Genomic DNA, 26337 nt, shown 5'->3' with positions numbered 1-26337 from the left:
CTTCAAAAGTAACGCAGTTTATTGTGAACATTGTTGTTGATGCAACAATATAAAAAATAAAGTGTACTTTTGCATCGTCAGATAAGGTTTAAAACAAGAGGTATATGCAATTAGGGTTTAAAAAATATATTTTGGAAGACAGCACCTATAAAGGTGGTGGTAAGAAAATTGTAGTGCCAGAAGGTGTTACGGTACATAAACTTTCTTCTAACGAAAATCCGTTAGGATATTCACCCAAAGTAAAACAAGCCTTAGAGAATACGTTAGATGATTTAAGCTTTTATCCAGACAATACCGATATTCGATTACGAGAGGCTTTGGTAAAAGATTTTGATGAAGTGTTGCGTGTAGATAATTTCATTACGGCCAATAGTGGGTCTGAAATTATCGATATGATTTCTAAAGCATTCTTACGAGAAGATGACGAGATTATAGTTTCTCAGCCTTGCTTTTTGCCCTATACTGCTTTTACACGGTGGATGGGAGCAAATGCTATTAATGTGCCAATGACTGCCGATTATAACTATAACCTAGAAGGCATTCTTGAGGCTATTATTGATAAGACAAAATTGATTTTTCTTGCTTCGCCCAATAATCCGTCAGGAAATTATATTCCATTAAAGGAGTTACGCGAATTTATTGCGCGGTTGCCAGAACATGTCATTTTGGTTTTGGATGAGGTGTACCGTCATTTTTCGGAAGCGGAGGATTATACTTCTGCTGTACCATTTGTACTTGAAGGTAAAAACGTAATCGGTATAAACAGTTTTTCAAAAACCTATGGTTTGGCCGGTCTGCGCGTAGGGTATTGCTATGCTCCAATTGAAATTAGTAATTATATGCGAAAGATTTGTAAGCCTTTTTTGCTCTCTTCCTTGGCATTAGAAGGTGCGATTGCCGCTCTTAAAGATGTAGATTTTGTCAACCAAACGGTCGCATTGGTTCAGAAAGAACGAAAATTCGTTTTGAACGGCCTTGATGCTTTACATATTAAATTCTGGCCAACACAAGGTAATTTTGTTCTAATTGACCCACCTGTACCCGATACGGAATTCACAGTCTTTTTAGAGCAGCGTGGTATCATGGTGCGACCAGTGGGGAATTTTGGTGCTCCTGGTAAAGTCCGTATCTCATTTGGTACAAGAGAAGCGAATAAGGCTTTATTAGTCTCATTAGGTGTTTTAATGAAATCCCAAACTACAACAGTATAACTTTTTTTAGTACATACGTTGCGTAAGCAACAATAAACAAGATAAAAATTAGATACAATGTCAACGTCAACCGCAGTAGAAAACAAACACAAAGAGGCACAGGATTTTATGCCGATTAATGGTACAGATTATTTAGAACTGTATGTAAGTAACTCTAAACAAGCAGCATATTATTACAAGACTGCTTTTGGTTTTAAATCTTTAGCTTATAAAGGTTTAGAGACGGGTAGTAGAGAATTTGAGTCTTATGTGATAGAGCAAGACAAAATAAGATTAGTATTAACATCTCCTTTGAAAAGTGGTACAGATGTAGGACGACATGTTGATAAGCATGGTGATGGAGTTAAGGTGACCGCTCTTTGGGTAGACGATGCCACATATGCTTATGAAGAGGCTATGAAAAGAGGTGCCAAAAGTTACATGGTACCCGTAACAGAAAAGGATGATCATGGTAAGGTAGTACGCTCAGGAATCTATTCATATGGTGAGGTTGTACATGTTTTTGTAGAGCGTAAGGATTATAAAGGAACGTTCCTCCCAGGTTACGAGAAATGGAAGTGTGATTACCAACCTACTTCTACAGGCTTAAAATTTGTAGATCACATGGTAGGGAATGTGAATGAAGGTAAAATGAATTATTGGGTAGATTTCTATGCCAATGTAATGGGCTTTAAACAGATTATGTCTTTTGATGATAAAGATATTTCAACTGATTTCACTGCTTTGATGAGTAAGGTAATGAGTAACGGTAATGGCCGTATCAAGTTTCCTATTAACGAGCCTGCTCCAGGTAAGAAAAAATCTCAAGTAGATGAGTATTTAGAATTCTATGAAGGCGAAGGTGTGCAGCATATTGCCGTAGCTACAGATGATATCGTCAAGACAGTTGCAGACTTAAAAAATAGGGGAGTAGAATTTCTTACAATACCAACCACATATTATGATGTGTTGACCGATAGAGTTGGTGAGATTGATGAAGATATTGAGTCGCTAAGAAAATTGGGTATTTTGGTGGATCGAGATGATGAAGGCTACTTGTTGCAGATTTTCACCAAAACCGTTCAGGCAAGACCAACAATGTTTTTTGAGATTATACAGAGAAAAGGAGCTACTTCTTTTGGGAAAGGAAATTTCAAGGCTTTATTTGAAGCTATCGAACGTGAGCAAGAATTGAGAGGAACTTTATAGGTTCAACAAGTTTTTTGATACACTTAGAATAGCTTAATTTTAAAGGAAGCATTTTTTTAATTGCAAAACGAACGTATATGCCTATATATCACAGACAAGGAAAACTACCCCCTAAAAGGCACACGCAGTTTAGGAAGCTGGATGGTGAATTGTATTCAGAACAGTTATTCGGTACAATTGGTTTTGACGGTATGTCCTCTTTATTATATCACCATAATAGGCCAACCATGGTCAAGGAGATTTTAAAGAGTACCGATGTTTCGCCCAAAATTGCCTTGGATAAAAATATACGTTCGTTAAAATTGGTGAGTTTTAATGCGCCACCAAAAGATGATTTTCTAGAAGCACGTGAACCGTTATTGGTAAACAGTGATGTGCATATTGGTGTTGCGGCTCCAAGAAAATCGCTAACTGATTATTTCTATAAGAATACCGATGCCGATGAAATGTTGTTCATTCATAAGGGTACAGGTACGTTGCGAACCATTTTTGGTAAGATTCCGTTTGAATATGGAGACTATTTGATTATACCTAGAGGGACTATTTACCAAATTGATTTTGATGGGGAGGATAACCGGATATTATATGCGGAATCATTTTCGCCGATTTATACGCCTAAGCGTTATCGTAACTGGTTTGGACAATTATTAGAGCATTCGCCATTTTGTGAACGTGATTATAATTTACCGCAAAACTTAGAAACCTTTACCGATACCAATGAGCATTTGATCAAGGTGAAGAAACAAGGGGTTATGCATGAAATGGTGTACATAGGGCATCCGTTCGATGTAGTAGGTTGGGACGGGTATAATTTCCCATACGGATTTTCTATTCACAATTTTGAACCAATTACCGGTCGTATTCACCAACCGCCACCAGTGCATCAGACATTTGAAACAAATGCATTTGTAATCTGTTCTTTCGTGCCTAGATTGTATGATTACCATCCGCTGTCCATACCGGCACCTTATAACCATTCAAATATAGATTCTGACGAGATGTTGTACTATGTCGATGGTGATTTTATGAGTAGAAACGGAGTGCAGCCAGGTAATATTTCTTTGCATCCGGCAGGTATACCACATGGTCCGCACCCAGGTACTGCAGAACGTAGTATCGGAAAAAAAGGTTCTGATGAATTGGCAGTCATGATTGATACCTTTAAACCTTTAATGGTAACTGAGAATGCGATGAAATTAGATGATAGAGATTATTATAAATCTTGGTTAGAAAAAGAATAAGAAATAATCACAAACGTGACTACACTAAAAACATGGGTTTCAGTTCCCAAAGACTCCGATTTTTCAATTTACAACCTTCCGTACGGCATCTTTTCTTTAGATGAGAATACCTTAAAAGTAGGGATGGCCATTGGTAAACAGATTGTGGATTTATCAGCTGTGGCAGATTTAGGACTGTTGGAAGTAAATTCATTTTATTTCAGACAATCAACCCTCAACGAATTTATTGGTTTAGGGAAGGAGCTTACGAATAAGGTACGTTTAGACGTACAACGATTATTGGTATTGGAGAATTCACCACTAAAAAATCATCCAGAAGTTTTTATTGCGCAACGAGAAGTAAGAATGCATCTTCCTGTGCGCATTGGTGATTATACTGATTTCTATTCGAGTATCGAACATGCTACCAATGTCGGTAAAATGTATCGTGATCCAGAAAATGCTCTTTTGTCAAATTGGAGACATATTCCGGTAGGGTATCATGGCAGGGCTTCCTCCGTCGTAGTAAGTGGAACATCAATTCATAGGCCTATGGGTCAAGTGAAGCAAAAGGATGCCTCTGAACCAACTTTTAAAGCTTCGGAAAGCTTAGATTTTGAATTGGAAATGGGTTTTGTAATCGGAAAAAACACGAAGCTGGGCGAGCGTATTTCAACCAAAAATGCAGGTGAACATATTTTCGGATTGGTCTTGTTCAATGATTGGTCTGCCCGTGATATCCAAAAATGGGAGTATGTGCCTTTAGGTCCGTTTTTAGGAAAAAGTTTTGGATCGTCAATGTCACCTTGGATTGTTACAATCGAGGCCTTGGAGCCTTTTAAAGTTTCTGGTCCTTCGCAGCAACCAGAAGTGCTGTCGTATTTGAAATGCGATGGAAATCAAAATTATGATATTCAATTAGAAGTTGGAATGGCTCCAAAAGATTCAAATGAAACGGTAATTAGCACGTCTAATTTCAAGTATATGTATTGGAATATGATACAACAGTTGGCGCACCATACTGTAAATGGGTGTAACGTAAATGTAGGTGATGTAATGGCGTCAGGCACCATTTCTGGTAAGGATGAAAAATCTTATGGGTCATTACTCGAAATATCTTGGGGCGGTAAAAAACCATTTGAAATGAAAGATGGAAGTACCCGCACCTTTATTGAGGATTACGATACTATTACCATGCGCGGTTTCGCAGAAAAAAAAGGAGTTAGAGTAGGTTTTGGAGAAGTATCTGGAACTATTCTACCGAGTGTGTAATTTGCTAAATAGCACAAAACGAAAACAGTAGTATGTCAGAGAATAACGATATTAATTCTATAGACCCAAACAATATTTCACAGCAAGAGCTACACGGCTATTTGTTGTCTGCCGTTGCGCCAAGACCCATATGTTTTGCTAGTACGGTGGATAAGGATGGAAACGTGAATTTGAGTCCATTTAGTTATTTTAACCTGTTTAGTGTGAATCCGCCCATCATGATTTTCTCTCCTTCGAGAAGAGGTCGTGATAATACTACGAAGCATACCTTAGAAAATGTGCTAGAAGTAAAGGAGACTGTCATCAATATCGTTAATTATGATATGGTAGAGCAAATGTCTCTATCTAGTACCGAATATGAGGAGGGTGTAAATGAATTTGTAAAAGCTGGTTTTACCCAAGTGCCCAGCGATAAAGTGAAGCCGCCAAGAGTAGGAGAGGCTCCTGTGGCATTTGAATGTGTAGTAGATCGGGTGATTGCTTTGGGAGACGGACCAGGTGCAGGAAATTTAGTTTTGGCTAAGGTGGTACAGATTCATGTAAAAAAATCATATTTAGATGCTGACGGCAATCTCGACACCCCAAAACTAGATTTAGTGGCACGAATGGGAGGTAATTGGTATTGCAGGGCAAATGGTGATGCCCTTTTTGAAATTCCTAAACCAATCCGTACTAAGGGAATCGGAGTTGATATGCTTTCTGAGTCCGTTCGTAATAGTTCGGTATTAACGGGTAATAATTTAGGTCGATTAGGAAATTTAGAGCAATTACCAACGAAGGAATCTATAAGCCGAATCGCAGAACATCACGAAGTAAAAACCATTTTAGAAGGTACTATGAATTCATTGGTAATTCATAAGCTTGCACAAAAATGGTTGGAAGAAGGAAAAACGGAAGATGCATTAGCGTTGTTGCATTTATAACTCGGTGTGAATTTTAAATAGATTTCAAAAACGTGTATCAATTCGAGTGTTTTTTCTAAATATAATGTAGAAAAAACGTATCGAGAATAGCTTTAGGCTCTAATAAGTTTTTGTTAGTTCTATCGATATTTGACGCAGTAGATTATATCCTTTTTACCCCAAACTAAAGGTCACCTGGTTCTATGTGAATTAATACGTGACCGATGTTGGGTAGTTCCGCACGTAAATAATCTTTTAATCGGTGTGAAATATCATGACCTTCAGTTACTGAAATATCACCATTTACCATGGCGTGCAAATCCACATGAAATTTCATACCCGCTTTTCTGATAAAGCACTTTTCTGTCCCGATAACTCCGCTTACTTCGGATGATTTTAGCCGTATATCTGCCAATAGGTCATCGTACCGTTGCTCATCCATTATCTCGCCTAGCGCCGGTCTTAATATTAAATAACTATTATAGAAGATAAATGCCGATGCAATAAGGGCTGCCCAATCATCGGCCGCTTCATAGCCTTTGCCAAAGATGATGGCAATAGAGATTCCTAAAAATGCCATGATGGATGTAATCGCATCGCTTCTATGGTGCCAGGCGTCAGCTTTTAAAGAGGAGCTGTTTGTTTCGTTACTTTTCTTAATGACGATACGAAACGAAATTTCTTTCCATACAATAATAACTCCTAACACAAGTAACGTCCAAGGTTTAGGGACTTTATGCGGAGTTTGAATATTCTCGATGCTTTCATACGCAATAACCGTTGCCGAAATGACTAGAAAAGCGACCACCAAAAAAGTAATTATCGGTTCTATTTTTCCATGCCCATAGGGGTGGTTTTCATCTGCAGGTTTTTTGGCATATTTAAATCCCAAGAGTACTAAAACTGAAGCAAATATATCTGTAGTCGACTCAATGGCATCGGCGATAAGTGCGTATGAATTTCCAAAAAAACCTGCAAACCCTTTAATTAATGCTAAGGCAATGTTTCCGAAGATGCTGAAATAGGTAGTTCTAATTGCGGTTTGCACATTACTCATAATGCAAAGGTACTGTACTAAGAAATCAAAGGATTTTTTTCTCAGTTAATTTTGAGATATCTTAAGACATACAAACTTGTATTAGTGGGCCTTTGAGTAAGCTTCGGTAAGCCATTCTACTAATTCATTGTCAACTTGAGTAACATCGGTTAATTGAACCCTGTGGGTACACATTGCACCAAAATAACCTGAAGATTCTCGTCGGTCGATGGTGGGTTTGTCCTTAATTTTAAGGCCTTATTCAATATGTGTTTTTGTTGCGGGTTTGATGAAGGTAAATTGTGTTTTTCGAATGAGACTAATCATGGTATTTTTAGGAGTCATAGTAATACCATTACCAAAATTTAAAGTTTAGATATTAATTATAAATGTTTTAGAGTCAGTGTTTTTGTAATATATAACTCTATTCTATTTATTTTAAAACGAATTAAATATTCTTATTTAAACACTAGTTGAACAGAGGTTGTTTTAATTGGGTGTAGCTTTAGGTAGTTGTTTTCCGTAATATTTTTTTCGTAACCAAAAGGAAACACGAACTAATAAAATTAAGGCTGGAACTTCAACTAATGGGCCAATTACTCCTGCAAATGCTTGTCCAGAATTTAGTCCAAAAACGGCAATAGCAACGGCAATCGCTAATTCAAAATTATTTCCTGCTGCGGTAAATGCAACCGCAGCAGTTTTGTCGTATTCTGCTCCTGTTGCTTTGGTAAAGAAAAAACCGATGATGAACATGACGGTAAAATAAATAAGTAACGGAACTGCAATAATCAATACGTCCATTGGAATTTCTACAATTAATTCACCTTTTAGAGAGAACATAACTACGATTGTAAATAACAGTGCGATTAAGGTTATTGGCGAAATTGTTGGAATGAATTTGTTGGTGTACCATTCTTCTCCTTTTAATTTGACTAATAGTAGTCTGCTTAATATCCCCATCACAAATGGAATGCCTAAATAAATTGCTACACTTTCTGCAATTGTACCAATTGAAATATCAACAATAGCACCTTCAAATCCAAAATAGGGTGGAAGAACCGTTATAAAAAGCCACGCATAAAAACTGTATGCAAACACTTGAAAAATACTATTTAGGGCTACCAAACCTGCGCCATATTCGCTACTTCCTTCTGCGAGGTCGTTCCATACCAAAACCATTGCGATACATCGTGCTAAACCAATTAAAATTAGTCCGACCATATATTCAGGGTAATCACGTAAAAATGTAATTGCCAAGACAAACATTAAAATGGGACCAATTATCCAATTTAAAATAAGTGAAATAGATAAGATTTTTGTATTTCTAAAAACTTTAGGTAATAGCGAATAATTGACTTTTGCCAAAGGCGGATACATCATTAAAATTAAACCGATTGCAATCGGAATATTTGTTGTTCCGCTACTAAATGAGTTTATAATGTTAGGGAACGTTGGGATAAAATAACCAAAACTAACGCCGAATGCCATTGCGACAAATATCCATAAAGTTAGATAGCTATCTAGAAAACTTAATTTTTTTGAAGCCATTTTTATGAATTTACTTGAGAGAAAACGTAAAATAATTCAGTTGCAATTTGCAAACTTCTTTCGGTGTATTTTTCAGCCTGTTGAGGTGTGTTGTCAAATACTTTTGGGTCTTCAAAAGGAATAGGAATACGTTTTTCTGCGCCCGCAATAAAAGGACAACCTCTATCAGCTTGTGAACAAGTCATGATTGCTGCAAATTCTAATTTCGGATTAAAGTCATCATCTAATTTTTTAGAAAATCCGATTATTGGATGCTCATTTTTAGAATATTTAATCGTGTAAATAGGGTTGGTACCTTCTGAAATCGTTTTTACTTTAAACCCTAAGTTTTGTAATGTTTCTGAAACCATCGGGAAAAGTGCTGTAGCTTCAGTTCCGCCAGAATAACAAAATACGTTTTTAATAGTAAAGTAATTAGCCATCGTTTGTGCCCAAACTTGCGATAAATGACTTCTTCTTGAATTGTGTGTACAAATAAAGTTGATTCTAATTTCTTGTTGAGCAGAAACTTTTTTTTGAATAAAATCTGTTAACGGTTGTAAAACAGCTTTACGTTCATCTGAAATAGTTTGAGGATTCAATTCCTTAATCAGTTTTTCTATTTCTAAAAATAGAGTTGATTGTGTTGTTATCATTTTCCTTAAGTTGATATTATTATTTTAGCAGCAACCGCTTCCTGGTTCACAAGAATTTGCAGCTGGGATATCAGAAAATTGTAATTTTGGTTTTTCAGCCGGAATTCCACAGTTGTCTTTCGCTAAACAATCGGTTTGTTTAGAAGTTAATAAGAAATTTTTTCCGTCAAACTCAAGTCCAAATTTACCAATGGTCTCTGCTTGATATTCTACTTCTATTTCCAAATCTTCTATTTTTAAAACCTTTTCTGAAAGTTCAATAATATTCAATAGCTTCTCTGGGTGCAATCTGTGATCATAGTCATTCGCATTCCAAAGTTGAAAGTTTACCACTTCTTCGTTTCTTACAGTACCGCCACAATCAATAAAATGTTTTGTGATTTTACCAACCTCTGTTACGTGAAAGTGGTTAGGTACTAATTCTCCGTTTGGTAATTGAAAACCGATGGTTTCTAATTTTTCTAAAACTAATTTCGCTTCTGATAATTTCATAATTATAAATTTTTTATTGTGATTGTATGACTAATGAACTCAATTTCTTTAACAACAATCTTGATTGTAAGTAAGGTCTTGATTAAGAAATTCGGACATAATAGTTTTCATTGCAGTCCAATTTTCTCTATGTATACAATAGCAAACACTTGTTCCTTCAACATTTCCTTTTATTAGACCTAAGTGTTTTAGTTCTTTTAGATGTTGAGAAATGGTAGGTTGAGCCAATCCAATTTCGTTGACTAAATCTCCACAAACACAAGAATCAATTTTAAATAAATGTTGTAAAATGGAAACTCTTGCAGGATGTCCGAAAACTTTTGCGAAAAGTGCAATCTCATTTTGATGGTCTGTAAACATCTCCGATTTAGCTAAGCCCATTTTTTATATTATTTGTTCATTGCAATATTACGATTAATATATTGATTCAATCCTTTTTAAATAACTTTTTTATCTGGTTTTAATGCGTTGTATGTGTACAAAGAAAAAGCTTAAGTGTAAGAATTTGTACTTGATTTTCAGCTTGTGGTTTAGACTAAGTCATTCCTTACAATAATATTGAATAGAAATCTAAAATCAGATATAGAATAAACCCAAACAAAAAGTAGCTGCTATACCATTGATTCATCGTAGTTAATTATTTTTACTATTCAGTAATAGACAACTTAGCCGTTTGGTTAAGAATTATCAACTTAAATATTTATGTCACACAAAAATTATTCTCTTGGCCTTTTCTTGATTTTTTTCACTCTTTTTATTACTTCAACTATCAAATCTCAAACCGTGGAGAAAAATGCAATTTCTGATGCGGTTAATGGTTTGGAACTTCGCTCACTTGGGCCTGCGGTTATGGGAGGGAGAATTTCAGATATAGCAGTGAGTTCTCAAGATCCAAGTAGCTGGTATATAGCAGTTGGGTCTGGTGGTTTATGGAAAACTAAGAACAATGGAATTTCATGGAAACCTATTTTTGATGATCAATCTTCTTATTCCATTGGATCGGTTACAATCGACCCTAATAATCCTGAAGTGGTTTGGGTAGGTACTGGCGAAAATGTTAGTGGAAGGCATGTTGGTTGGGGAGATGGTGTGTATAAGAGCAATGATGGTGGTACGAGTTGGAATCATATGGGTCTGTTAAAATCGGAGCACATCGGTAAGATTCTGGTCGATCCAAGAAATAGTGATGTTGTTTTTGTTGCTGCCGAAGGGCCATTATGGTCATCAGAAGGCGAACGTGGATTATATAAAACAATAGATGGGGGTAAAACATGGAGTTTGGTTTTAGAGATTGATAAGAATACCGGTGTTACCGATATCGAATTTGACCCTTCCAACCCTGATATAGTTTATGCTGCTGCCTATCAACGTAGAAGGCATGTATGGGCATTGCTATCCGGTGGACCTAAATCGGGAATTTATAAATCAACGGACAATGGGGAAACATGGTCTCAAAAAAGCACGGGTTTACCTAAAGGGGATATGGGTAAGATTGGTTTGGCTGTTACCGCTGCTGATTCTAATATTGTTTATGCGACTATTGAAGCCAATGATTCTGAAAAAGGATTTTATAAATCTGTAAATAAAGGAGAAAGTTGGGAGCTTCAAAACAAGTATATTTCTGGAGGTACAGGTCCTCATTATTATCAAGAGATTGAAATTTCACCATCGAATCCTGATTTAATTTATCAGATGGATGTTTTTATTCGAGTTTCAAGGGATGGAGGAGAAAATTTTAAGGTTTTAGGAACCGGACGAGAAAAACATAGTGATAACCATGCACTTTGGATTGACCCTAATAATGGCAAACATTTACTAGCAGGAACAGATGGTGGATTGTACGAAACTTTCGATGAGGGTACTACATGGAGGCATTTTCCAAATCTACCGATTGCTCAATTTTATAAGCTCTCTTTAGATAATTCAGAACCATTTTATAATATAGTTGGGGGCGCACAAGATTTAGGTTCTTTAATAGGACCGTCAAGAACAATGAATACTGAAGGCGTACGTAATAGTGATTGGTATGTTCCATTAGGGGCCGATGGTTATGATAATGCCTTTGATCCCAAAGACTCTAATATTGTCTATATGGAAATTCAAGAGGGTAACCTTAATCGTTATGATCGTAGAACTGAGGAAGGAATGGATATACAACCGCAACCTGGTTCTGGAGAAACGGCAGAACGATGGAATTGGGATAGTCCATTAGTAATAAGTCCACACAATAACAAAAGGTTATATTATGGGTCTCACAGACTTTGGCGTAGTGATGACCAAGGTAATTCTTGGAAGTCATTAAGTAGCGATTTAACTACCAATCGCAACCGGTATGAGTTGGATATGATGGGTAAGGTGTGGAGCGTTGATGCATTATATGATAATAGTGCGATGTCAAAATATGCAACCTTGACCTCAATTTCGGAGTCGCCAAAAGTAGAAGGATTATTATATGTCGGTTCAGATGATGGATTAGTGCATATCAGTGAAGATGGAGGTGTGAATTGGAGGAGAAGCGGAGCGCTTCCTAAAGTACCAGTACTTTCATTTATAAATGATGTAGAAGCATCGAATCATGATGTGAATACTGTTTTTGTAAGTGCCGACGCACATAAATTTGGTGATTTCAAACCGTATCTTTTTATGAGTTCTGATCGAGGTAGGTCATGGAAATCTATAGTTGGAGATCTTCCAGACGAAACTATAGTATGGGTAATTAAACAAGACTCTGTTAATGCCAATTTGTTGTTCATAGGTACTGAATTTGGAATTTATTTCTCTACCAATAAGGGTGAAAATTGGATTCAATTAAAATCTGGCGTACCAACTATTCCCTTCCGTGATCTAGAACTACATCCAAGAGATAATGATTTAGTAGGTGCTTCATTTGGTCGGGGCTTCTATGTTTTGGACGATTATACTCCATTAAGGGAAATAGCGAATACGCTTAAAGCACAAACAAATATGTTATTTTCAGTTAGAGATGCATGGTGGTATGTGCCAAATACACCTATGCAAGCTAAAGGCATGCCGACTTTAGGGTCAACCAGCTTTGCAACAGAAAACCCTCCGTTCGGGGCATTATTCACGTATTATTTAGCAGATATTCCTAAGACATCAACATCTATTCGTAATGAGAATGAAAAATCTTTAAAAAATAATAATTTAAGTATTCCATTTCCAGGATGGCAACAACTAGGAGAGGAGGCCGAAGAGAATGAACCACGAGTGTTACTTTTAGTTAGTGATGAAAATAGCCAACAAATACGTTGGATAGAAGGTAATAACGAAAAAGGACTTCATAGGGTGAACTGGGATTTGCGACTTTCACCACCGGATCCAATAGATTTGACGGTACCAGAATTTAAGCCACCATGGGCAGGTGATGCTCAAGGCCCATTGGCAGTGCCAGGAAAATATAGTGTGCAGCTTTATGTTTTATTCGGTGGAAATTTGGTACCGCAGGGGGATTCAGAAAATTTTATTGTAAAACCAGTAAATAATACAACATCAACTGTAGATTATTCTTCGGTAGCTTCATTTCAAAAAAGGACTGCTGAACTATCTAGACAAGTATCAAATGCTAGCCAGAAGATGGAAGAGATAAATGAGCGTCTTCGCTATATGAAATTGGCATTGGTAAATACGCCAAAAGTAACAGCGAGTTTATTTGTAGGGTTGGAAGAGTTGAATGTAGAACTAAACAAATTGAATTCTAACTTGAATGGTGATCGTGTCAAGCAATCAAAAGATGAGGCAGTGGCGCCTTCTATTAGCTCTAGGGTAGGTCAAGTAACTTATGCCCATTGGGAAACCACACAGGCTCCAACTGAAACCCAAAAGATGAATATTGATATTGCTTCAGGGGATTTTGCCAAATTCCAAACTGAATTAAGAAACTATCTTACAAAATTAGAAGCTTTTGAAGCAGATTTAGAGAATATAGGAGCACCCTATACACCAAATCGTAAATTATAATTTTGTACCATTATTCAAAATTGGCTTTTAACAAGGTCACAAAAGAATACAAGGATCATTTACCAATATATTTATTGGTAAATGATGCTTGTATAGGCAACCCAGTGTCTATTTGTTGAAAGTGCTGTTACTTCCATGCCTAAATCTTCTACTTCAATGAGCGGATGGTCAATACTAGTTTGATAGCCTAAAAAGGTGCCTTCAAGATTTTCTTTATTTTGTAATAAATTAAGATTGTTTGCAAATGATAATCCAAATGGTACGGAATACCTACCGCACCAGACCCATTTATATTCTTTATAGTCCTCTTTTTGAACGGTATATTCAGTAAAATTTTTAATTTTATCATCGGAAACAGGCCCTGACAAGCATTCTGCTATAATTTTTAAGTCCATAGCTCTTGCCTTTTCAGTTCCGAGAGAATCCGTGCCCATGGGTGCCATGTTTTTAGAATCACCCCATTCCAAATCGCCATAATGCACTGCATCATTTGAAATGACTACGGCCACATCTTTTCCATATTCCCAATTCTTTTCATCTATTATGTTGCCCACAACTTCCGCAAGATTGTTGCTTAAAGAATCAATAGTTGCGTAATCCATATATGGGACAAGAATCGGAACAATTTCAGCATTTCTATTTTTTTTATGTAGCCATGGTATAATAGCTTCGAGCGAATGTTCAATTAGTTGCATACTATCATGCACTACAAAGTTGTCTTTAGGTAAATGGGAAATAATTTCTTTATTTAATGATGAGACTTTAATGCCTCCGTAAGGTGATTCCCACTCGGTAAATGTTCCAAAAATAAGTTTGTCCTGAAGGTTAAAATTTCGGGCTCTATGTGCAACCCCTATTAAAATAATAGTTGGAGCATTAATCCCTTTTAACGATTCATGATAGAGCTGACCTGCAAAACGATAGTTGTCATGCGGGCTAATGGCTGCCTTCCAATTTAAATCATTCGCAGTATCTTCTAAGTTCAGTCGGTTGTAGATAGAGTCCATTTGCCAATCATGCTTGGCAAAATTTTTTGCTTCTCGTATGTTAAGCTCATTTGAAAAATTATCGTTTTTAAGACTTTGTTTACAGCTTATAGTAATAAGTGTAATAGACAATAAAATAACCAAAACCCTCATAATACTTAAATTAAGTTACCTTTCAAATGTAGCATTTGTATCTTAATTAAGCTGGAAGTCTACAATTGGTTTTAAGCTTAATTGCTTAAATATCTATGTCGTTTGTATTGAATTATAAAATTAGACCAATCCTACTAAATCGATTCGTTCCCCCGAACACCTTTTCAGTAGGATGGCCTAAAGTCAATATGATGAAGATTTTTGTTTAAAGTAAGTAGCTTTAATTTCTACATTTCAAACCTAAGTTTTTCAAACCAAAGGTCTTTACGGTTATCCGTAAAGGGAAGGGAAATTTAAATACAGTTTTTCAAATAAGCCCTGAGTTTTTGATTATTTCCACAAGGGGAATTATATTATTGGTATTAAATTGAAGACGTAGTTTGTTTAGCCTTTTTTCAATTGAAACTAAGCTTGCGAGAGAAATACTTTTTACTCTATGTAATATGCTAATTTTTTCTTCAAACAATCTTTATACTTAGATTGTCTAAAAGTGAAATGTCTTAATCAACTATTTCCAATTCATTATAATTTCTATATGCATTGGATACTTTTGAAGATGAAAATGGTACTTCGATTATGGAGTTCGTTAGGTTTGTGAGACCAGATCTTTTTTACCAGTTGTAACCTCTCTTTGGCGTAGTATATTATAACTTTTAATTCAAGAAACAGAGTTTTAATTTTTTTAACCAGAGCTTCACCTCAAGTGTGTTTTTAGGGAACGATGGTCGGCTTTGAAAGAGAGGCTTGTAAGTGCCTTGTAGTAATAATACGGGCTATCAATCGGTGTTTGGGCAAAAGGATAATATTGATGTACAGATCAGCAATTTTGATAAACATACAAAATTGTCAAAAAAAGGAGAAGTACTATTGAATAAAAAAGTCAAGCAGTTTTTAAGATTTCGGCAATAAACTGTTCATCTAGTTTAATTCGAATTTTTACGAAATAATTCAGTAATAGATGTATAAAATCTACGACTGAATTATATATAACCCAATAATCATTCGCTACCCAAATATGTATCTTGACCAAAGGTAAAAACATCCGAAGGTGTCCTAGCTTCTTTTAATATTTTTTTCATGGTACTTATAATATCGGGCTGGTCTACAGCAACATCATGTTCCTCTTTGATATCTACAATTAAATTGTAGAGTTCGATGGGTGCGTTCGGGTCATTTAGAACATTGTATTTAACCCCTTTCCAATCTCCCATGCGCACCGCTTGTCTTCCACCTTTTTCATGAAATTCCCAATATAAATAGTCATGCTCTTCTTGGTCTTGAGGAGCATTAAGCAAAGTCGGCAAAAATGAAATTCCATCTAAATCGGTTGGTATATCTGCTCCGATGAGGTTTCCTAATGTTGGAAAAACATCCCAAAAGGCCGAAATATGATCTGTTTTCGTGTTGGGCTTAATTTTGCCTGGCCAGCTTGCAATCATAGGTACTCGAACACCACCTTCGTATAGGTCACGTTTATACCCTTTAAGTTCACCATTGCTATCAAAATAATCGGGATCGGCACCACCCTCTTGATGGGGTCCATTATCGGACGTAAACACGATTATGGTGTTTTTATCCAGACCTAATTCCTTCACCTTATCCATAATATCCCCTACTTGTTGGTCTAGAATGGAAATCATGGCTACAAAAGCAGCATGACTTTCTTTTTGTGATTCATAGGATCCCTTTCTGTATTCGGGACCCGAATCAAGACCTTCATATATTTTTTCAGGTGGGTATTTCCCTCTATATTTTTTTAATACTTCTTCTGGTGCTGCTAGTTCAGCATGGGGTATTATGGAAGCCACATATAAGAAGAATGGTTTGTCCTTATTTGTTTCTATAAATTGTATGGTTTTTTCATGGATCAGTTCAGGTGCATAGATTCCCTTCTTATTTCCTTCGTTTCCTTTTAAAGTTATGGAATCCCTATTTGACCATAAATGGTGCGGGTAATAATGATGGCCTAAGCGTTGGCAGTTATATCCAAAAAAAGTGTCAAATCCTTGATTTGTTGGATCTCCTTCAGATTTAGGAAAACCTAATCCCCATTTTCCAAACGCACCGGTAGTATACCCCTTTGTTTTGAACATCTCAGCAATGGTATAGGTGGCTTCTGGGATAGGATACTGTCCTTCTGGTTGAATTTCCTCGTTCCCTCGAACAACGGTATGCCCTGTGTGCATACCCGTCATTAAAGCGGAACGAGAAGGAGCACAGACCGTGCTACCGGAATAATGCTGGGTAAACAGCATTCCCTGCGATGCAAGCCTATCTATATTCGGGGTTTCGAAATTCTTCTGACCGTAAGAGCTTAAATCCCCGTACCCCAAATCATCGGCGAGTATATAGATGATATTGGGCGAAACGATAGCTTCATTAGTTTTTGTTTCCTTTTTCTGTTCATTGCATGAAGCAATCATTAGTAGGGCGAACATGGGTACTACGGAGTATATTTTTTTTAAATTCATTGTATTTATCTTCATAAAATTATTTATTTTTTTGAAATATAATCAGGATTTAATTCGGTCGGAATTGGAGCATTTACCCTATTCTGCCAATCCATTAACTTCTCCATTAATTCCACCACTTTTTCGGGTTCTTTATCTGCTACTGTTTAAATATACTTACTTTGTTCCTACTAGGATTTTGTTTCATAACTTTCATGAAACCGAAGGTTATCGTAACAGCAATATAGTAGTACTTAAATTTAAACAGGATAATTTTGTCCGATATAAAAATTATACTACCTTTGTAGAGTAATTAAAACTATGTAAATGTTTTCAAAAGCATGTGAATACGGTATAAGGTCAGCTACCTACATAGCCTTGAATTCTTTAGAGGGTAGGAGGGTAAGCTTAAAGGAAATTGCTAAGGAAATAGATTCTCCCGTAGCCTTTACAGCAAAAATCTTACAGCTTTTGTCAAAAAATAATATAGTTGATTCCGTAAAAGGAGCATATGGTGGTTTTGATATTAACAGAACTAAAATTGATAAGTTAATGCTAAGCGAAATCGTAAATGCTATCGATGGAGATAAAATATATGTTGGCTGTGGGTTAGGTCTAAAAGAATGTAATGCAGACAAGCCATGTCCTGTACACGAGAAATTCGTAGGTATACGTAATGATTTACGAAAAATGCTCGAAAATACAAGTCTCTACGAAATGGCTACAGGTCTCGAAATGGGATTAACGTATTTAAAACGCTAAAAAAATTAGACCTAAATCGGACAATTATATCCTATTTAGTAAAAAAATAAGAATTAAAAAAATAAAAGAGATATAAAGCTTCCCTATGTTTTGGCACACTAGGTACAATAGGGAGAGAGGTAAATACAAAATGTATGGAAGTATTAAATACGCCTAAATTGACACATTTGGCATTAGGCAAGACCATTAAGGTTATAAAAGTTGAGGGGTTAACAGGAATGAAGATGCCTGCACATCACAGTACTCAAGAAGCCGTTATTGTGGTGCAAATTGGCGAGGCACTGTTGCAAATGAAAGATGAGGAGCATCTATTGAAAGCTGGGGATTGTTTTGTTGTTCCTGCAAAAAAGGAACATACCCTGACCATTTTAAATGACTTAGAGGCACTAGCGATAATGGCCGTAGAATCTGAAATTAATTTTAAATAAAAAATTATGGAATATACTTTAGAAAAAACAATAGGAGAAATGGTTGCCGCAGACTATCGTATCGCACAAGTTTTTAAAAACCACAAAATCGATTTTTGTTGCAAAGGCAACCGTAGTATAGAAGAAGTTGCCAAAAAAAACGGTATTGATGCCGACAAACTACTTACAGAAATAGATGAGGTGCAAAGGCAGACCACCAACGAAAATACCGATTTTAAATCATGGCCTTTAGACCTGCTTGCCGACTATATCGAAAAAAAACACCATAGGTATGTAGAAGATCGCATTCCTGTTTTAAAGCAATACCTGAACAAACTTTCTAAGGTGCATGGAAAATTACATCCCGAACTGTTAAAAATTGAAGAACATTTCAACGCATCAGCGGGCGAATTGTCTATGCACATGAAAAAGGAGGAACTATTACTTTTTCCTTGGATACGTAAAATGATTAAGGCAGAACAGCAGAACCAATCGCTTGACAGACCTCATTTTGGTACGGTCAAAAATCCGATAGCCATGATGATGCAGGAGCACGAGAATGAAGGGGAACGGTTTAGGCAAATAGCAGAACTAAGCCATGATTACAAACCGCCTTCCGATGCTTGCAGTACCTACCGAGTAACATTTTCATTATTAAAAGAATTCGAAGAAGACTTGCATAGGCACATCCATTTGGAAAATAATATACTTTTTCCGCAAGCCGAGTTGCTAGAACAAAAGTTCATTTCTTAATCAAAAACATGGAGTTAAAAAAAATCAAGCCCATAAAACGGAGCCAAGCATTACAAGGGGTAAGTCGTGAACACCATCATGGCTTGTTACTCTGTTGGAAAATCCGCACAGGATTTTCAAAGGGAATAGCAGAAGAGCGAATCAAAACATATGTGGACTGGTTTTATATTACACATCTAGTGCCTCATTTTGAGCTAGAGGAAAATCATATTTTCCCCATTTTGGGCAACGACCATAAAATGATTAAAAAAGCGCTCGCACAACATAAAAGGCTGCATCGGCTTTTTGCCGAAACCGATAGCCCTTCAAAATCATTGAGCCTAATAGAGGAAGAATTAGAACAGCATATTCGCTTTGAAGAACGGGTGCTTTTCAACGAAATTCAAAAGATTGCAACTGAAGAACAATTACAAACAATTCTAAAAATACATAGCGATGAAAAATTCAATGACAATACCGATGACACATTCTGGATCTAAAAAAAGAGTAAATCCGCTATTAAAGTGGTACAATGGTGTACTGACTGAATTCAAAAAAGATCAAACGGGTTATGCCGCAATCGCGATTATAGCACAAAGTTGTTTAGGATCGGCCGCCGTAATGCTTTTGCTTATGAACGAAATGCCAATGGCAGTAAAAATGACCTTTGTGTTTCTCATTACTATTCTCTGTATGGGTTATAATGCAGCGGTATTGGCTCAACTGAAGTCTAAAATTACATTTAACATGCTTATAGTAAGTGTTGTATTCAGTAGTGCTGTTATAATCGCCAATTTATTTTGAGGAAACTTCATGAATAAGAAGGAATGTATTTTATCTATTTTAATGAATTTGGAGAAGAATACCGTGCAGAATTTAGGCCTTACGAGTATCATAATTTAATGGAACTACTCTTCGATAAGTATATTGAAGAGTGGGGAGACTGTAAAGGAAGGGCATGGTGTGGTACTTGTCACATTCAGATATTGGAAGGTCATATTTCTGAAACAGTAGATAGTGATGAAAGAAATACATTATCTATACTTAGTAATGTAACAGGTGAGAGTCGTTTGGCCTGTCAGATTCCAGTTACTTCTGCATTAGATGGTATTGTTTTTAAAATCTTAAAGGATGATGGTATTTAATTGACACTTATATAGTCAGTATGTAATCTTATCTATTTCAACACTTACGGAGAAGAATGCTGTACAGAATTTAGAAGCTATGCATAATATAGTATCCTGAAACCACTCTTAGATACATATATTTAAGAGTGGAGGATTACAAGAAAGGTTATGGTGTGTTACGTACCACATTCAAGTAGAAGTTTAGAAATCTTGTCTTTTTGATTTATAGCTCAATCGCCAAATAGGGAATACTGTCCATAAAATCAACATCAACAAGGATATGATTAGGCCTTGGTCTGTTCCGAAAAATTGTTTGAATACCGCTCCCGTATATCCCAACAGGGCTGAAATATCTAACTTTAAGAGAATCAAAGTGCGCGATAAATCTATCGGGTTAAACATCGTTGCAGCCAACGAAAAAGTATCTAAAGGGTATTCCTTAAAAATAATCAAAGACATTAGAAATAGACCGTCGTAAATGACCGCCATAAACAACCAGAGTAAAACAGCATAGCCAAAGCCTTTAATTTTATTCTCGTTCGATATCGCAATATTAAAGGACAAGGCGGTAAATATCATGGTCAAAAAAGCTCCGGTGACCAATAGTAAAGAAAAATCAAAAATTGCATCACTTTTAAATAATCCATAGAGTACGAATGGAATTCCTAATCCTAAGACCAAGCTCATGGTCAATGAACCTGCGACACCCAAATATTGACCTAAGAAAATAGAAGAGCGCTTTATGGGCTGCGCCAATAACAACTCTGTAAATTCTTTAGAATTATAGTAGTACATAATACCGAAAATGGTACCGATAAGTGGTACAAGTACAATAATGATATTCATTAAAGTTATGACTGCCTTAGAAACGTCATTATTCAAGAATAGTAGCACAAACCCCAGAATCAGGTAGAACAAGAAATATACGTAACTCCATCGGCTACGAATAAGGTCGTAAAAGCTATATTTTAGTATTTTAAGCATTGTCGTGTGTTGTTGCAATAGCCGCTATGGCATGTTCAAGATTAGTTTGTTGGGTCTTCGTCATTAATTCATCGATACTCCCTTTAAAGTAGATTTTTCCCTCTAAAAGATAAACGATAGTATCTGCCACTTCTGCAACGAATTGCATGATGTGAGAGGTTATAAGAATAGTTTTTCCATTCTTTTTTTCATTTTGTATCAATTCTTTTAGATGAATTAAGGAGGCAGGATCCAAACCTGTAGTAGGCTCATCTAAAATCAGAAGCGGACAATCGAACATAAAAGCCAAAACAATATTGACTTTTTGTTTGGTGCCTCCTGATAGTGTGGACAGTTTTTTATCTAAAAACGGTTCGAGTTTAAAAAGTGCGATTAGTCTTTCTTCTTCGCTAGGCATTTGGCGAAGGTCTTTTATCATTCGGATAAGCTCTTTGACTTTTAGGTTACCAGGAAAGTTAGCTATCTGGGGTAGATAATCGATTTGCTGTCGGTATTTCCAATTTTTTTTAATGGCTATTCCATCCATAAGAATAGTACCCTGGTTTGGTATTACCATACCCAAAATACTTTTGATTAAAGTAGTTTTGCCGGAACCGTTCGGGCCTAAAACGGCAAATATCCCATCCTTCTCAATGTTCAGGTCTAGACCCAAGAGGACTTCGTTCTTGCCGAATTTTTTATGTAGATTTTCAATTTGAATCATTTCACTTGCTTCATTAGGGGGTTAGCGTCCAAAAGATTATCAGGAGTAAAAACAGGCGATACTTTTTCTGAAAAGTCGATGATATCCATGAACAGACTTCGCAATAACACAATAGTTTCTGGAGTCTTGTTTACGATATATGAGAACAGTTTTACAGGTCGATAGGGTATATCACCGATACCATTCTTATCCAAATCGTAGCCTGCATAATCACTCCAATAATTAGAGTCGAAGACATTATCATTCAACTTGCTATTATAGGATAGGTCAAAAGAATTATGTAAAAAATTATTGTTTGAAAATGTGTTTTCGTAGCACGCACCTAAAATTTTAACGGCCCATCCGTTTCTGATGAAATTGTTGTTATTGTACTTAATTCTATTCGAGCCCTCTACATTAATACCTATGGTGTTTTCTTCAAAAGTATTTCCAATTATTTCTGCATCATTTATCTCTTTTAATAGGATTCCGAATGAAGTGGTACCCCAGTTCTTTTTAAAGGTATTATTCTTCATTAGTATCCGCTTTGAAAACATGACTGCGACTCCTGCGCCATTGTTTTCAAATGTGTTATTGGTGTAAACATCATCATTTGAGAACATAAAATGTAACCCGTAACGAAGGTTTTTTGTACTTATATTATTATTAATAGTAATATGGTCAGAAAATTCTAAATAAATACCATCGCGAGTACCTTGTACTATATTTCGATCTACTTCAACATTTTTTGAATACCAAAGTTGAATACCATTTCCTGAATTATATTCGTCTTTAGCATCGCCAATTATTTTATTATGATATACTTTTCCGTTATTTGACTTTTCAAGGTAGATGCCAAAAAATAATTTTTCGAGTACCACATTCTGAATTAAAAAATGTTCGCTTCTAACTACGCGAATTGCCGCATAATCTGAAGTATAACTCGTGCCGACGTTAATAATAAATAGCCCGTCTACTGTGACGTTATCGGAGACTATTCTGATAATCTCTCCTTGATCTTCACCATCAATTACTGGGAAATTTTCTCCCAGCAAGGTCAAAGGCTTATCTATAAGAATATTAAACTCCTTATAGACTCCTTTTTTAATTAATAAAGTATCAAAATCTTTAGCAATTTCAATTCCTTTTTTAATTGATGTTACTTTACAACTAGAACAAATGGGAATAGTGTTCGCATAAAGAGAAGTTCCTATAATGAAGTATATAGCCGCTAATAGACTTTGTGTGTAGTGCATTATTGAAAAATAAAAAATTTGGTATTGGAATTTGCTTTTGCCTAATGCAATATTTTCGTACAAAAATTAGAATGTTCTTTTGTTTTTAATTGATGAATTATCATATACTTGTTCTATTATTTGATTTTTTTTCAATCACTTGAAACGTTCTTGCAATAGTTTCCATGTAAACAATTCTCCTTTATTAATAGATTTCACATTTTCAGCTGCTTCTAAAGTCTCAAAAGCGGTTAAAAAGGCCCCCATAGGACTAGGAATATTATTACTTATAAGATAAGTAGCTTTTGTAGCATCAATAAATTCACCAGGAGCGTCATAATCGTTTACTAAAAATAGCGCTACCGACTCTTTATCAATTCCTTTTAAATAATTCAGCATACATTCTGAAGCATCAAATTTATAGCTCCTTCCCTTCTTAGTTACAAATTCAGCAGCATGTTGTTTATCAACAATAGTCATACTACAAAAATGACAACCATCACTGCCATAAGCAATTGGTTTAGGGCTAATGCTACAAGAAGAAAATGATAGCGATATCAGGGTTAATAAATATAAGAATTGTTTCATTTTTTAGCGATTACTTTTGTGATTTCATTTTTACTTCTTGAAAAGTAGATTTCCTTTGTTGCCATCCTAAATAAAAAGCAATCAAGGTCAACATCATGCCAACAAACATCATATAAGCACCGGTTCTTGGCCATGAAGCTACATCAAAATTTAGCATTTTAGCATTCCCAAGTAGTGGTGGTTTATAGGACATTGGTGTACCATCTGGGTTTGCCATTTTCATTATAGCATGAGGATCTAAATTAGTGCCGTAATCTACCATCCATGCATTAAAATCATACATACCTAAAACACCTAAAATAGACATTAAAATAAACCATCCTAAAAACCATTTATAGCTTATTTTATTTATAAAGCCTAAAATTCCTATAAGCACTCCTAAAAATACCATAGCTCCAATTACTATTGGAAACATACCAAATTCCCACATTTCTTCAGGCTTGGGTATTGTTTTCATTCCAATATAATGATTAAGACCATCTATATTTTGAATATCAAATTCGTTAAAACCCTTTATACCATCTATATAAATATTCATACCTAATGGTTCAGGATACTGAGGTGCACCCAGCATAATATTCCATAAAGGAAAAAAATACAATCCCAATAAAAACAAAGGGCCTACTATCATTAGTATACTTGCTTTTTTCATTATTACACACTTTAAATTATTTATACTATGGGTTGTAGAAGGTGGTCTGTAATGTTAAAAAGCGGGCAAGTCATAAACATTACCCGCTTTAAGTTCAAAAGAAATTAACTTACTATAGACTATTTAATCTCCTAAAGACCATGATAGTTCTAAATTAGAGTCTGCTGGTGATACTCTAACATAACCCTGCATTTCTTGGTGTAATGCAGAACAGAAATCTGTACAATAAAAAGGCCATACACCTACTTTTTTAGGTTCCCAAATAGAAGTTTTGGTTTGGCCAGGCATCACTAACAATTCTGAAGTGTTTTGTCCAATCATAGCAAAACCATGTGGTACATCAAAATCTTGTTCATGATTTGTAATATGGAAATAAACTTTATCTCCTACTTTAACGCCTTCAATATTATCAGGTGTAAAATGGCTACGAATTGTTGACATATAAATATGCACATCTTTTCCATCACGCACTACACGAGCATCAGCTGGGGTTAGTGTTGCATACTCATTTTTGTTGTCTGCAAGTCTATAGATTTTCTTAGATTTTGGTGCTATTAGTTCAGCAGGTATACCAGCAGCGTAATGTGGTTCACCATGTGTTGGGAAATCATAGATCAACTCCATCTTATCTCCAGTAATATCATACAATTGCGCTGAATGTTCCATCTCTGGACCTGTAGGTAAGTAACGGTCTTTTGTGATTTTGTTCATCGCTACTACATATTTACCAAATGGTTTTCTTGAATTTCCACCAGGTATCATTAAGTGGCCTACAGAGTAAAAAGTAGGTTTTCTATCAATTACTTCCCAAGTACCTAATTTCCATTTTACTACTTCAGAAGAAATAAAGAAAGTTGTATAGGCATTTCCTTTTCCGTCAAATTCGGTATGTAATGGACCTAAGCCACCACTTTTCACAGTACCTGCTAAAACATCTTCGAATTTTAAAATTGGAATACCATACGCTTCACCATCAAACTTTTTACCTTCAATAGCTGCAATCATTTTATCAAATGAGTGAACGGTAAGATCAGCTGATAATTTTCCGTTTCCAATGATATATTCTCCAGATGGATCAACATCACAACCATGTGGAGATTTTGGTGTTGGTAAAAAGTAAACAGCACCTGGTATCTTTGTTGGGTCAACTGTTAATACTTCTTTTACCATTGTCGAAGTTGCGGAATGTGTTTCATCACTATAAACATTATGCGCATAATTAGCAGGCATTTTTGTTCCACCACCATTATTTACATACTCTTCAATTTTTTTCCAATTAATTGCCGCAATAAAATCTTTATCATTCTGTGATGCATTAACTTCTAACAAAGAGTTAGCTTCTTCAGTATTATAGGTAGTAAAGAAAAACCAACCATGAGATTTTCCACGTCCAGGATGTGATAAATCATAGTTAAAACCAGGCATTAATATCTGAAATTTAATAGCCATGTGACCACTATCGGGATCAACAGAGATAAATGATAAGGCACCTTTAAAATTACCTTTATATTCATTTATAGGCATATCGCGTTGCGGAACAGGAACAGAAAAACGAGTTCCTGCTACTACATATTCTGTATTCTCTGTAATAAAAGAAGAACTATGGTTCCCTGCACTATTGGGTACCTCGATTATCTCAGCGGTCTCAAACGTTTGAAGGTCGATTCTAGCAATACGTGGAGTATTGTTACCATTAATAAAAATCCATCTACCATCAAGTTCGCCATTTGTTTGCGAAATATCAGGGTGGTGGGAATCATCCCAGGGTACAAATCCAAATGAAGTTTCTAACATAGGCTTTGTTTCTTCAGAATAGCCATAACCAGAAGTTGGAAATTGAGAGAATACAGGAATCTCCTTAAACATTCGTCCTGAAGGCAAACCATACACGGTAAGATTTCCACTATACCCACCTGACATAAAAGCGTAAAACTCATCTTGTTCACCTGGTGCTACATACACTTTTTCTGCATTACTAGAATTAAGTGCACCACTTGAGGAACCTTCCCCATTTTGGTTACCGCAACTAAAGAGTATCGTAGAACCCAATAGTGCCATTAAATAATTTTTATAATTTTTCATTTTTTCTAGGTT

General features: G+C 35.8%; 26 protein-coding genes. 12 read left to right on the top strand and 14 right to left on the bottom strand.

Going from position 1 to position 26337, the window contains the following annotated elements; all coding sequences use genetic code 11:
• Positions 1 to 104: 104 nt before the first annotated feature.
• From ES765_RS09530 to ES765_RS09510, 5 genes are all read left to right on the top strand, one after another.
• Positions 105 to 1211, top strand: coding sequence for a pyridoxal phosphate-dependent aminotransferase (locus ES765_RS09530; protein ID WP_138113592.1), 1107 nt, complete (start codon positions 105 to 107; stop codon positions 1209 to 1211).
• A gap of 57 nt (positions 1212 to 1268) precedes the next feature.
• Positions 1269 to 2399, top strand: coding sequence for a 4-hydroxyphenylpyruvate dioxygenase (gene hppD, locus ES765_RS09525; RefSeq protein ID WP_138113590.1), 1131 nt, complete (start codon positions 1269 to 1271; stop codon positions 2397 to 2399).
• Between the two features lie 77 nt (positions 2400 to 2476).
• Positions 2477 to 3640: a homogentisate 1,2-dioxygenase gene (locus ES765_RS09520; protein ID WP_138113588.1), complete on the top strand. Its 1164-nt coding sequence runs from the start codon at positions 2477 to 2479 to the stop codon at positions 3638 to 3640.
• Positions 3641 to 3655: 15 nt separating this feature from the next.
• A complete protein-coding gene (gene fahA / locus ES765_RS09515) occupies positions 3656 to 4891 on the top strand; it encodes a fumarylacetoacetase (protein ID WP_138113586.1) in 1236 nt (411 codons plus the stop codon).
• Between the two features lie 32 nt (positions 4892 to 4923).
• Entirely contained in the window at positions 4924 to 5814 is an 891-nt protein-coding gene (locus ES765_RS09510) for a flavin reductase family protein (protein ID WP_138113584.1), read from the top strand.
• 163 nt (positions 5815 to 5977) lie between these two features.
• Here the strand turns inward: ES765_RS09510 and ES765_RS09505 are convergent, their stop codons facing one another.
• The 6 genes from ES765_RS09505 to ES765_RS09485 form a co-directional block, all read right to left on the bottom strand.
• Positions 5978 to 6850, bottom strand: coding sequence for a cation diffusion facilitator family transporter (locus ES765_RS09505; protein WP_138113582.1), 873 nt, complete (start codon positions 6848 to 6850; stop codon positions 5978 to 5980).
• 81 nt (positions 6851 to 6931) lie between these two features.
• A complete protein-coding gene (locus ES765_RS22890; protein ID WP_410504475.1) occupies positions 6932 to 7078 on the bottom strand; it encodes a DUF5655 domain-containing protein in 147 nt (48 codons plus the stop codon).
• 240 nt (positions 7079 to 7318) lie between these two features.
• Positions 7319 to 8380, bottom strand: coding sequence for an ACR3 family arsenite efflux transporter (gene arsB / locus ES765_RS09500; protein WP_138113580.1), 1062 nt, complete (start codon positions 8378 to 8380; stop codon positions 7319 to 7321).
• 2 nt (positions 8381 to 8382) lie between these two features.
• Positions 8383 to 9015, bottom strand: a complete 633-nt coding sequence (locus tag ES765_RS09495) for a low molecular weight phosphatase family protein (protein ID WP_138113578.1) — start codon at positions 9013 to 9015, stop codon at positions 8383 to 8385.
• Between the two features lie 24 nt (positions 9016 to 9039).
• On the bottom strand, positions 9040 to 9507 hold the full coding sequence (locus ES765_RS09490) for a DUF6428 family protein (RefSeq protein ID WP_138113576.1): 468 nt from the start codon (positions 9505 to 9507) through the stop codon (positions 9040 to 9042).
• A gap of 48 nt (positions 9508 to 9555) precedes the next feature.
• The gene (locus tag ES765_RS09485) at positions 9556 to 9888 is read right to left on the bottom strand and encodes an ArsR/SmtB family transcription factor (protein WP_138113574.1); all 333 of its coding nucleotides are present in this window, start codon (positions 9886 to 9888) and stop codon (positions 9556 to 9558) included.
• Positions 9889 to 10290: 402 nt separating this feature from the next.
• Between ES765_RS09485 and ES765_RS09480 the strand changes: the two genes are divergently transcribed.
• Positions 10291 to 13485 carry a WD40/YVTN/BNR-like repeat-containing protein gene (locus ES765_RS09480; RefSeq protein ID WP_138113572.1) on the top strand — a complete coding sequence of 1065 codons (3195 nt, stop codon included), beginning with the start codon at positions 10291 to 10293 and terminating at the stop codon, positions 13483 to 13485.
• Between the two features lie 71 nt (positions 13486 to 13556).
• Here ES765_RS09480 and amrB read toward each other — a convergent pair whose 3' ends face one another.
• Together amrB and ES765_RS09470 are read right to left on the bottom strand one after the other, a co-directional pair.
• Positions 13557 to 14624: an AmmeMemoRadiSam system protein B gene (gene amrB, locus ES765_RS09475; protein WP_138113570.1), complete on the bottom strand. Its 1068-nt coding sequence runs from the start codon at positions 14622 to 14624 to the stop codon at positions 13557 to 13559.
• A 998-nt stretch (positions 14625 to 15622) separates the two neighbouring features.
• Entirely contained in the window at positions 15623 to 17110 is a 1488-nt protein-coding gene (locus ES765_RS09470) for an arylsulfatase (protein ID WP_138113568.1), read from the bottom strand.
• Positions 17111 to 17401: 291 nt separating this feature from the next.
• Between ES765_RS09470 and ES765_RS09465 the strand changes: the two genes are divergently transcribed.
• From ES765_RS09465 to ES765_RS09440, 6 genes are all read left to right on the top strand, one after another.
• Positions 17402 to 17836, top strand: coding sequence for an RrF2 family transcriptional regulator (locus tag ES765_RS09465; protein WP_138113566.1), 435 nt, complete (start codon positions 17402 to 17404; stop codon positions 17834 to 17836).
• A 134-nt stretch (positions 17837 to 17970) separates the two neighbouring features.
• Complete coding sequence (locus tag ES765_RS09460; RefSeq protein WP_138113564.1) at positions 17971 to 18264, top strand: cupin domain-containing protein; 294 nt, start codon at positions 17971 to 17973, stop codon at positions 18262 to 18264.
• A 6-nt stretch (positions 18265 to 18270) separates the two neighbouring features.
• Positions 18271 to 18996 carry an iron-sulfur cluster repair di-iron protein gene (gene ric, locus ES765_RS09455; RefSeq protein WP_138113562.1) on the top strand — a complete coding sequence of 242 codons (726 nt, stop codon included), beginning with the start codon at positions 18271 to 18273 and terminating at the stop codon, positions 18994 to 18996.
• Between the two features lie 8 nt (positions 18997 to 19004).
• The gene (locus tag ES765_RS09450; RefSeq protein ID WP_138113560.1) at positions 19005 to 19475 is read left to right on the top strand and encodes a hemerythrin domain-containing protein; all 471 of its coding nucleotides are present in this window, start codon (positions 19005 to 19007) and stop codon (positions 19473 to 19475) included.
• The gene (locus ES765_RS09445; RefSeq protein WP_138113558.1) at positions 19432 to 19779 is read left to right on the top strand and encodes a hypothetical protein; all 348 of its coding nucleotides are present in this window, start codon (positions 19432 to 19434) and stop codon (positions 19777 to 19779) included. The genes ES765_RS09450 and ES765_RS09445 overlap by 44 nt, the downstream gene beginning before the upstream one ends.
• A gap of 23 nt (positions 19780 to 19802) precedes the next feature.
• Positions 19803 to 20120 (top strand): 2Fe-2S iron-sulfur cluster-binding protein, encoded by a 318-nt coding sequence (locus tag ES765_RS09440; protein ID WP_138113556.1) that lies wholly within the window; start codon positions 19803 to 19805, stop codon positions 20118 to 20120.
• Positions 20121 to 20303: 183 nt separating this feature from the next.
• Here ES765_RS09440 and ES765_RS09435 read toward each other — a convergent pair whose 3' ends face one another.
• From ES765_RS09435 to nosZ, 6 genes are all read right to left on the bottom strand, one after another.
• A complete protein-coding gene (locus ES765_RS09435) occupies positions 20304 to 21086 on the bottom strand; it encodes an ABC transporter permease (RefSeq protein WP_138113554.1) in 783 nt (260 codons plus the stop codon).
• A complete protein-coding gene (locus ES765_RS09430) occupies positions 21079 to 21789 on the bottom strand; it encodes an ABC transporter ATP-binding protein (protein ID WP_138113552.1) in 711 nt (236 codons plus the stop codon). Before ES765_RS09430 ends, ES765_RS09435 begins: the two co-directional genes overlap by 8 nt.
• On the bottom strand, positions 21786 to 23024 hold the full coding sequence (locus ES765_RS09425) for a nitrous oxide reductase family maturation protein NosD (protein ID WP_138113550.1): 1239 nt from the start codon (positions 23022 to 23024) through the stop codon (positions 21786 to 21788). Before ES765_RS09425 ends, ES765_RS09430 begins: the two co-directional genes overlap by 4 nt.
• A gap of 135 nt (positions 23025 to 23159) precedes the next feature.
• Complete coding sequence (locus tag ES765_RS09420) at positions 23160 to 23591, bottom strand: nitrous oxide reductase accessory protein NosL (protein WP_138113548.1); 432 nt, start codon at positions 23589 to 23591, stop codon at positions 23160 to 23162.
• Between the two features lie 10 nt (positions 23592 to 23601).
• Complete coding sequence (locus ES765_RS09415) at positions 23602 to 24243, bottom strand: hypothetical protein (protein WP_138113546.1); 642 nt, start codon at positions 24241 to 24243, stop codon at positions 23602 to 23604.
• A gap of 123 nt (positions 24244 to 24366) precedes the next feature.
• Positions 24367 to 26325, bottom strand: coding sequence for a Sec-dependent nitrous-oxide reductase (nosZ, locus tag ES765_RS09410; RefSeq protein ID WP_138113544.1), 1959 nt, complete (start codon positions 26323 to 26325; stop codon positions 24367 to 24369).
• Between the last annotated feature and the right edge of the window lie 12 nt (positions 26326 to 26337).

The sequence above is a fragment of the Maribacter sp. ACAM166 genome (assembly GCF_005771495.1).
Lineage (GTDB): Bacteria > Bacteroidota > Bacteroidia > Flavobacteriales > Flavobacteriaceae > Maribacter.
Note: the sequence above shows the minus strand (reverse complement) of the source record. Positions and strands in the feature narration are given on the sequence as shown.